The sequence below is a fragment of the Nocardia sp. NPDC003345 genome (assembly GCF_053589395.1).
Map to the genome: position 1 here is coordinate 1 of NZ_JBSFRU010000311.1, position 7,822 is coordinate 7,822.

Genomic DNA, 7,822 nt, shown 5'->3' on the forward strand with positions numbered 1-7,822 from the left:
TTCCGGGTCCAGGACCTCGTTCACCGATTTGGTGAGGTATTTGGTCATGTAGCCGATATGGCGGGTGGCTTCCTGGGTGCCGCCGAGGATGCCCTTGGAGTCGACCTGTTCGCCGAAGCGGATCACGTGCGCCGGCGTCCATTCGTCCATGCCTCCGAGCACGTCCAGGGCGTCATCGAGGTCCAACAGCGCGGACCCGGTATCGGGGTCGACGAACGTGGCTCGCTGCGGATCCCACACGGGCACGACCTCGCCGGGATAGATCTCGTCGGCGGGGTCGAAGCGCGGCCACCAGACCTGGAAGTAGGTGGCGGCGGTGACCTGCTGAATGATCTTGTGGGAGATCGCGCCACGCAGGGCGATATGCAGGTGCGGGGCACCGCGCTTCTGGGGTTCCACCGCGCCCCAGTACTGGACGTTGAACCCCACCACCCGGCGCAGATTCTGAATCCAGCGGTCCACCAGGTCGGCGAAGAACGCGATATCGCGGGCCGCGGTCTGATAGTCGTAGCTGCCCGGATTGCGAGGCGCACCATCGGAGCGGACCGGACCATACGACGGCATAGTCAGCGTGACGAACATCGAGGGCCGGTACTTGCCGGCGAACTGGCGGCCGATGGTGTGCTTGGAGACCTTGCGCCGCGGCAGATCCGGAGCATCCTGACGACGCGCTGTCGAGCGGGTGCGCCGCGTCTTCTCCGGAGCGTCCAGGGCGGGCAGCCGGCCGCGGAACCCGGACTCCTTGATTTCCTCGTCCAGGTCGGCCACCACGTCCCGGATGCCGTCCATCATCTCGGTGTCGCCATCCTGCTTCGCCTGCTGAAACGTGGCGAACAGGTCCGCGCGGGCCGTCATCAGATCGGTTTGTGTCGGGGTCGGGTCTTGCGGATCGTGTTCGGGTTCGTGGTCGAGGTGCCAGCCCTCGCGGCATTGGGTGGCGCGCAGGAACTTGTTGCGCAGCGCGCACGGCTTGCACACCGATTCCAGGGTGGCTTTGCACGGGACGCCGACGTAGCGGTTGGTGCCGATTTCGGGGTCGAAGACTTTCATGATCAGGGGGCGGGTGCAGACGCCGTGTTGTTCGGCGGTGGCTTCGGCGATATCCCGGAAGTCCGGCAGGCTGCGACGCTGGGCCGCGGTCTGCCGGATCGGGACAACCCCGTCGGTGGAGGTTGTGGTGTTCATCAGGCGGCTTCCCCCTTCGGTGTGGTCCAGTGATCCACCCGCGGCAACACGACGGTTTCGGCGAGGGCGTCACCGCGACGGAGAACGAGTTCGACGGTGGCCGGGCCGACGATGCGGGCGTAGGCCTGTTCGGCGCCGAAAGCGTGGGCGAAGGCTTCCGCGCTGTTGGCCCAGCCGGTGGGGGTTTGGCCTTCCAGCATCCGCAGCCGGACCCGGTCGGTGCAGTCCCCGATCCCGACCGCGAGCAGCTTGGGGACGAGTACTCCGGTGTCGGTGGTGACGGTGAGGTGGCAGGCTTTGAGCCGGCGGGCCCAGTTGCGGCGGTATCGCCACCAGGTCAGGAACCGGGACCGGGCCCGGTCGGTGACCCAGCGGGCGAACAGGTCCGGGAACGAGCGCCGGAACCCGACCAGCGCGAGCCCGCCGGCGAGAGCGATTGCCAGGCCGGTCGGCCACCCCCAGAGCACCCCCGCGGTGATGGCGAGGGCGATCGGGGTGGAGATGACCGGGAACAGGATGGCCCAGTGGATGGCCAGCCCCGCGCCGATGAGCAGGTACCAGCCGGTGTTGAGGACGGCGAGGCCGAGCAGGTCGAACGGGTCGCGTTTCTGGTCGTGGGCGAGTTTGACGGTGTGGACGGTCATTTCGTGTTCTCCGGGGCGGGCGGGTCGAACAGGGCGAGTTGGTCGGTGCAGGGTTCGTGCAGGTTCTTGTGGGTCCGGCGGCCGCGCGTGTTGCGGACCTGTTCGGCCGCTTGGACGACGATCGGGTTCGGTTCCTGGCGGGCCGGTTTCGGGTGATCGGTCATGCGGCCCACCCCGAACCGTCGGGGTCGCTGTCGTCGCCGGTGAAGTCCCAGCCCGGGACGTGTCCGGTGTCGGCGAACATCTGGACAGCGACGCTGAGCGGGTCGTGTCCGGCGCGTTCGGCGCGGCAGCGGCGACGGGCGGCCAAGTCGATCACATCGGCGGACTCGGTGGCAGCCAAGTTGATACGGGTACGCGGCATGATCAGTTCTCCGTTCCGAGGGATTCCGCGACCGCCGACAGCAGGTCACGGGCAGCGGGAGGGGTGACGGCGTTTCCGGCCAGGCGGACCTGTTCGCGCCGGTTGCCCGCCATCAGGTAGGAGGCGTCGAAGGCCATCGCCTGTTTGATCTCGGCGGGTTCGAGCATGCGGAACTCGCAGTCCTCGATCCGGGGCGCCGCGGTGGTGAGCCCGTGGTGGGTGCCGGCGGCGGCGATCGTGTCGAGAGGTTCGGCCGTGGTCTTGGCGGTGTTGTGATTCCGGAGAGGGATGACCATCGCCCACCGATCCCGCGCCGTCGCGGTGCCGTGCGGATCCGAGGTCGAGCGTGAGGTGCCGTTGCCGTAGTAGGGCACCAGGATCCCGGTCTCCGAACGGGTCGTCATCGTCCGCATCGGAGACCCTGCGGGCTGGGCGTGTTTGCCGTCGCGGCCCTCCACCGGCACCAGCAACGCGTCGGTTTCGCGGGTGGTGCGGGTCGGCATCACCGCCTCGACCGAAACCGCCCCATCACGCCAGGTGCCCCCGGCCGGGATCAGCAGCGCACGGGAACGGGCCCGGTTGACCAGGTGGTTTCTGCCGTGGCAGACGCGGGTCGCATCATCTTGATAGCGCGCCAACCCGGCCTCGATACGGCGCATCGTTTTGATAGCCAGCGGTTTGGCCCGGTCACCGATGCGCTGGCCACGAAGGCTCCAGTCGATCACCGACGACGCCGGGAGCCAGTCCGGTTCCACGATCGTGTTGCGGCAGGCGACCGAGGGGCAGCGCCACACGTACTGGGCGCGGTAGCGGCCCCACGGGCGGGTGGGGTTCTTCCACGCCTGCACCGCCCGCACTGTCGCTTGGCAGCCGGGGCACCAGGCCGTGGGCCGGGTCCAGCGGTCGAGATCCGGAGCGCGGTTGGCCGAGCGCCAGAACACGACGTACATGCGGTCGCGGGACTGCGGGGCCGGGGCACCCGCGGCGTGGGCGTGCATGGAGTTGAGGTAGACAACCCGGTGCCGGTAGCCGAGGGCGTGCATCGAGTTCAGCCACGAATCGAACAGCACCCACTTCGCCGCATCCACCACGTTTTCGACCACGATCGCGCGATAGCGGTGGTGCTCGGTGAACCGCACGACATCCCACATCGTCGCCCTGGACCGTTCCGCCGCGGCGTCGGGAAGGATGTCGCCGAACAGATCCGGTTGGGCATCCAGATTCCGGCGACGGCCCCGGGCCACGGAGTGGTTGGTGCATTCCGGGGACGCCCACAGGATGTCCGAGCCGCGGTAGCGGCGGGGATCGACCTGGGACAGATCCGCGCAATCATGATCGGTGTCGGGATGGTTGGCGTTGTGGGTCTCCACCGCCAACGTCCAATGATTCACCGCCAACTGCACCCGGACTCCGGGAACCTGGATCGCTCCGGTGGAGGAGCCGCCGGCGCCGCAGAACAGATCGGTGAGGGTGATCATGCCGCCACCGATCCCTGCTCGTCGTCGCCGAGGTCGTCGGGGTCGAACCCGGAATAGTCGGCCTGCGGGGCCAGATCCGGGGCCACCGGCGAGTACTCATCGACAATCCGGTCCGCGTCCTCGTCGGAGACCCAGAAGGCGCGGACCCGGGTGAATCCAGTGGTGCCATCCTCACCGACGTAGCCGACGCCGGGGGTGTGCTCGGAGATCTCGTCACAGCGGGCACCGCGATCCCGGGCCCCCTGGCCGTGGACCATCGCGGTCTGGGTCGGCTCATCCATGCGGAGGCCGATCCGAATCGGGAACAGTTGCCGGTTGGGCATCGTCTCCTTGGACGGGTCCTGCAACGCCGCCACCACCGAGACTCCGGCCGCACGACCCTGCGACAGCAACAGCCCGGTCAACCGCCGGAATTCGTTCTGTTCATCGCGATCGGCATACGCGGACAAAGAGGCCGCTTCATCGATGACGATCAGGATCAACGGCTCATCGATGGAGGGCACGAGCTTGCGGATACCGGCCGCGCGCATCCGGGACAGGCGGTCCTGCATCGCGGTGACCGCTTCGCCGAGCATGGTGAGGATCGACCGCGACTCCACCGCGAACCGGACGAACAACCGGTTCTCACCGCGGCCGAACTCCGCACCACCCTTCGGATCGGCCAGCCATACATCCACCAGCCCGGCCTTGATCGCGGGGCCCACGCCGTTGAGCAGCGACCACAGCACCGACCCTTTACCGGAGCCCATCGCCCCGGCGAGCAGGATATGGCCGTAGAGGACCCGCAGCCGCCACACATCGTGGTCTTCGGTCACCCCGACCGGCACCGCTTCCAGATCCACCCCGTAGGCCAGCAGATCGGAGACCGGAGCGACATCGGCCAGGGTGTTGGTGGTGCGCAGGTGCAGATGCACGAACCCCGGTGCGGGTGAGGACACCGCGACATCGGGGACCGCGAAGTAGTGGGCCAGGGCGTCGCGGGTGGCGTCGTTGTTCCAGTCCTTCAGCGCCTGGCCGCCCAGCATCTGGACTTCGACCAGCATCCCGGACTCGGTGAGGTCAGCGGCGGTGACGTTCGGATAGCCCGACTCCCAGGAGCCGAGCCCGAGAGCTGGCCACATCAGGGCGAGTTGGGCGGAGTCGGTGACGATCGAGGCAGCCGGACCGAGAGCCACCGGCACCCCGGCAGCCTGGTTGGTGGCGGTGCGCGGGTGTATGCCGTCGAGGTGACGCCAGCGCAGCAGCATGCCAGCCGAGATGGCAGCGGAGCCGCCGAGGATTAGCAGGTCGGGCGAGATCATGAGGTACCCCCCACAGGGACAGCGATCGGCAGCATCGTTTGAGCCGGTCGCACGGGACGAGGACGGGACGGCACCACCGCGGGTGCCGGAGTCGGCGCCGGAACCGGGGCAGCCGGCGCGGGAGTAGGAGCAGGGTCTAGAACCGGAACCGGCTCGGGATCCACAGCCGGAGCCGGGGTTGGGGTATTGGACTTCTCCGGCGCTGGTTCGGGTTCAGGCTTGGTCGAGACGCGGAACAGCAGTGCGAGGCCGTGAGTGTCGACCAGCAGCGATATCGGGGCGACCGCCGCCACCACGGCCGCGAACAGGCCCAGCGGTGAATCGGTGGCCACGACCGCGTGGATAGCGTTCCCGGCGACCGAAACCAGCGAACCGACGATCAGCACGCCGAGGAAGAAACGGCGTTCAGACTTGTGATTGGCGCACACCAGCACCCCGAAGGTGGCGAGGAGGATGGTGCCGTCCACGATCAGCGGGAACAGCCACGCATCGGCGGCGGGCATGCCCGAGATCCGGGCGAGGTCTTGCAGGGTGGAGAACGACAGCCGGAACGCTGCCGCTCCCACACCGACGATGATGAGCGCGGCGGACCAGCGCGCCAGGCGCATCATCCCCGCCGACTGATCCGCCGCCCGCATCACGCCGCCTTACCGGAAGGCCGAGCCGCACCCGGATCGGCCGGGGCCTGCTTGGCTCCCGAGGTGTCGCCCTTGATCCCGGAGGCGCGGATGCTCCAGCCGATCGACTTGAACTCACCGTTCCCCTGAACCTTCGGCTTGATCTCCAGGTCCTCCAGCTCGATCGGAGTCATGCCCGGCACGATCTCGGCGGCCGACGGGACCGGCTGAACCGGGGACGCGAAGATCACGTCGTAGCTGGCGTTCTTCGCGTTCGGGGCATCCGGGTCGGTCACGGTGCCCTTCCACAGCCGGCGACCCGTGCCGTTGCCGTCCTCGTCGAGTTCCTGCTTTTGGATCTTCGGTGCGTGACGGTCCTTGTTGAACTCAGTCACCGGCTCGATCCCGCCAAGCAGGAACAACCCCTTCGGGAACGCCTCACGGAACTCCGGGCGAAACCACACATCCTTCAATGCCATTTCGGTATCTCCTCGTATTCTGAAGTCCTACCTAGTCTTCCTAGGTAACTTCAGTTATACGCTACCTCCCTAGGTAGGTCAACACCCTCCCTGGCCGACCTAGGTAAATCGATTACGCTGGGCGTATGGATGCCATCGACCCGGACGACCCCCGACCCCCGTCGCAGCAGATCGCGAACTTCCTTCGGGCAGCGATACTCACCCGAAAGTTCTCCCCTGGTGAAAAATTGCCGTCGGGCCCGCAGTTGGTCGATCGATACGGCGTCGCAAAGGCCACCGTCGAGCAAGCGATCCGAATCCTGCGCGAAGAAGGGCTTGTCGTTTCTCGCAAAGGCAGCGGCGTGTACGTCCGCGAACGCACGGAACGACCGGTAGGACTTCGACCCCATATCGAACGTGCGTTCGAATCGAGCGCGGTAACGCTGGATTTTGCCGGCTTCAGCGGCGAGACGCTGCACGGCGCCATTGCCGAACCGATTGATCGCATCCGAGAAGGCCGCCTACGTCCAGACACTCTGTCAGTACGCCTGCTGATCCCCGACGCCTCGATACCGTGGTCCCTTCCGGCCCGCACCGACGATCTGACAGATAGCCCGGCGTTCAGACGTCGCGCAGCGCGAATCGTCGAGCGGCATGCGATGGCCATCGTCGATTCAGTCGAGGAGCTTGCCCGGCTCGGCCTGGTATCCACAGCAACCGCGCAGGTGAGGTCCTACCCCGCGGTGCCGCTGTTCAAGCTCTACATCCTCAATGGCGAACAGGCGTTCTTCGGCTTCTACCCGGTCCAGGAACACAAACTCGAGCTGGACGGAGAACCGGTCGGCATCTGGGACCTCATGGGCAAAGACGCCACCCTGTTCCGCTTCGCCCGCGAGGTCGATCCCGACACGAAAGACGCCCAGTTCGTAGGCCAGTCCCAGATGTGGTTCGAGAGCATCTGGAACTCAGTGGCCCGGGATTATCGCCCATGACCATCGACCTCATGGGTCGCCACTGCCTCTTGCTGGACTTCGACGGCCCGATCTGCGCTGTGTTCTCGGCGATCAGCGATCGCAGCGCGGCCATTGACCTTGCGGCACAACTCGAAATCCCATTGCCGGCCAACGTCGCGGCGAGCAAAGACCCCTTCGATGTACTCCGCTACTCCGCCCAGCTCAGCCCAGAAATCGCCGCAGCAGCACACGATGAGTTCTCCCGGATCGAATGCCGCGCAATCGAGTTGGCCCGGCCGACCGATTCCGCGTGCGACCTCATCCGGGAGGCAGCCAACTCCGGGCGAACGGTCGCAATTGTCAGTAACAACTCAGTGGCCGCTGTCCAGACGTACCTACACGCCCACGACCTCGCGAACTACGTGATGGGCGTCTATGCGCGGACAGACGGCGACGTCACGCGACTCAAGCCAAGCCCGTACCTCCTACAGGAAGCCATGGTCGAGCAGTCCGTCGACACCTCCGAGTGCGTGTTCATCGGAGATTCGCTCACTGACCTGCAAGCTGGCCACGCCGCCAAGGTGCCCACGATCGGACTCGCTAACCGCGCCGAGAAGATCGAGCGGTTCGCCGCCCACTCACCAGCCGCCATCATCACCAGCATGGGTGACGCCCTACAGGCCATGCGCGATTCCAGCCCAGGGCTCCGCTGATCGCCCGCTCTGTTTACGGGCATTTTCGGGACCACCTCACCCTCCGCAAGTGGTTGCCGAATTTCGCCATACAGGATCAAGAGGCGCCGGCGCTGCGTGTCGCAGCGTC

10 protein-coding genes are annotated in these 7,822 nt (G+C 66.7%); 2 read left to right on the forward strand and 8 right to left on the reverse strand.

Translation table 11 applies throughout. From position 1 onward, the window contains the following. From ACWDU1_RS26065 to ACWDU1_RS26100, 8 genes are all read right to left on the reverse strand, one after another. Nucleotides 1–1,185 (reverse strand): replication initiator (locus tag ACWDU1_RS26065; protein WP_450002390.1); only part of this gene is annotated, 1,185 nt, incomplete at its 3' end. Beyond that, entirely contained in the window at nucleotides 1,185–1,829 is a 645-nt protein-coding gene (locus ACWDU1_RS26070; RefSeq protein ID WP_450002391.1) for a hypothetical protein, read from the reverse strand. The genes ACWDU1_RS26065 and ACWDU1_RS26070, both read right to left, overlap by 1 nt. Then, on the reverse strand, nucleotides 1,826–1,993 hold the full coding sequence (locus tag ACWDU1_RS26075; protein ID WP_450002393.1) for a hypothetical protein: 168 nt from the start codon (nucleotides 1,991–1,993) through the stop codon (nucleotides 1,826–1,828). The genes ACWDU1_RS26070 and ACWDU1_RS26075 overlap by 4 nt, the downstream gene beginning before the upstream one ends. Beyond that, the gene (locus ACWDU1_RS26080; protein WP_450002395.1) at nucleotides 1,990–2,193 is read right to left on the reverse strand and encodes a hypothetical protein; all 204 of its coding nucleotides are present in this window, start codon (nucleotides 2,191–2,193) and stop codon (nucleotides 1,990–1,992) included. Before ACWDU1_RS26080 ends, ACWDU1_RS26075 begins: the two co-directional genes overlap by 4 nt. 2 nt (nucleotides 2,194–2,195) lie before the next feature. Then, a complete protein-coding gene (locus ACWDU1_RS26085; RefSeq protein ID WP_450002396.1) occupies nucleotides 2,196–3,671 on the reverse strand; it encodes a DNA cytosine methyltransferase in 1,476 nt (491 codons plus the stop codon). Next, on the reverse strand, nucleotides 3,668–4,972 hold the full coding sequence (locus ACWDU1_RS26090; protein ID WP_450002398.1) for an FtsK/SpoIIIE domain-containing protein: 1,305 nt from the start codon (nucleotides 4,970–4,972) through the stop codon (nucleotides 3,668–3,670). The genes ACWDU1_RS26085 and ACWDU1_RS26090 overlap by 4 nt, the downstream gene beginning before the upstream one ends. Further along, on the reverse strand, nucleotides 4,969–5,610 hold the full coding sequence (locus ACWDU1_RS26095) for a DUF2637 domain-containing protein (protein WP_450002399.1): 642 nt from the start codon (nucleotides 5,608–5,610) through the stop codon (nucleotides 4,969–4,971). Before ACWDU1_RS26095 ends, ACWDU1_RS26090 begins: the two co-directional genes overlap by 4 nt. Beyond that, nucleotides 5,610–6,068, reverse strand: coding sequence for a hypothetical protein (locus tag ACWDU1_RS26100; protein ID WP_450002400.1), 459 nt, complete (start codon nucleotides 6,066–6,068; stop codon nucleotides 5,610–5,612). Before ACWDU1_RS26100 ends, ACWDU1_RS26095 begins: the two co-directional genes overlap by 1 nt. 125 nt (nucleotides 6,069–6,193) lie before the next feature. On the opposite strand from ACWDU1_RS26100, the gene ACWDU1_RS26105 reads away from it, so the two are divergent. Beyond that, the gene (locus tag ACWDU1_RS26105) at nucleotides 6,194–7,039 is read left to right on the forward strand and encodes a GntR family transcriptional regulator (RefSeq protein ID WP_450002402.1); all 846 of its coding nucleotides are present in this window, start codon (nucleotides 6,194–6,196) and stop codon (nucleotides 7,037–7,039) included. After that, entirely contained in the window at nucleotides 7,036–7,713 is a 678-nt protein-coding gene (locus ACWDU1_RS26110) for an HAD family hydrolase (protein ID WP_450002403.1), read from the forward strand. Before ACWDU1_RS26105 ends, ACWDU1_RS26110 begins: the two co-directional genes overlap by 4 nt. Nucleotides 7,714–7,822 lie beyond the last annotated feature (109 nt).

Bases quoted from the DNA above. Each gene is read 5' to 3' on its own strand.
- ACWDU1_RS26070 (WP_450002391.1), bottom strand. From the start codon at position 1,829: ATGACCGTCCACACCGTCAAACTCGCCCACGACCAGAAACGCGACCCG.
- ACWDU1_RS26095 (WP_450002399.1), bottom strand. From the start codon at position 5,610: ATGCGGGCGGCGGATCAGTCGGCGGGGATGATGCGCCTGGCGCGCTGG.
- ACWDU1_RS26105 (WP_450002402.1), top strand. From the start codon at position 6,194: ATGGATGCCATCGACCCGGACGACCCCCGACCCCCGTCGCAGCAGATC.
- ACWDU1_RS26075 (WP_450002393.1), bottom strand. From the start codon at position 1,993: ATGACCGATCACCCGAAACCGGCCCGCCAGGAACCGAACCCGATCGTC.
- ACWDU1_RS26110 (WP_450002403.1), top strand. From the start codon at position 7,036: ATGACCATCGACCTCATGGGTCGCCACTGCCTCTTGCTGGACTTCGAC.
- ACWDU1_RS26085 (WP_450002396.1), bottom strand. From the start codon at position 3,671: ATGATCACCCTCACCGATCTGTTCTGCGGCGCCGGCGGCTCCTCCACC.
- ACWDU1_RS26080 (WP_450002395.1), bottom strand. From the start codon at position 2,193: ATGCCGCGTACCCGTATCAACTTGGCTGCCACCGAGTCCGCCGATGTG.
- ACWDU1_RS26090 (WP_450002398.1), bottom strand. From the start codon at position 4,972: ATGATCTCGCCCGACCTGCTAATCCTCGGCGGCTCCGCTGCCATCTCG.
- ACWDU1_RS26100 (WP_450002400.1), bottom strand. From the start codon at position 6,068: ATGGCATTGAAGGATGTGTGGTTTCGCCCGGAGTTCCGTGAGGCGTTC.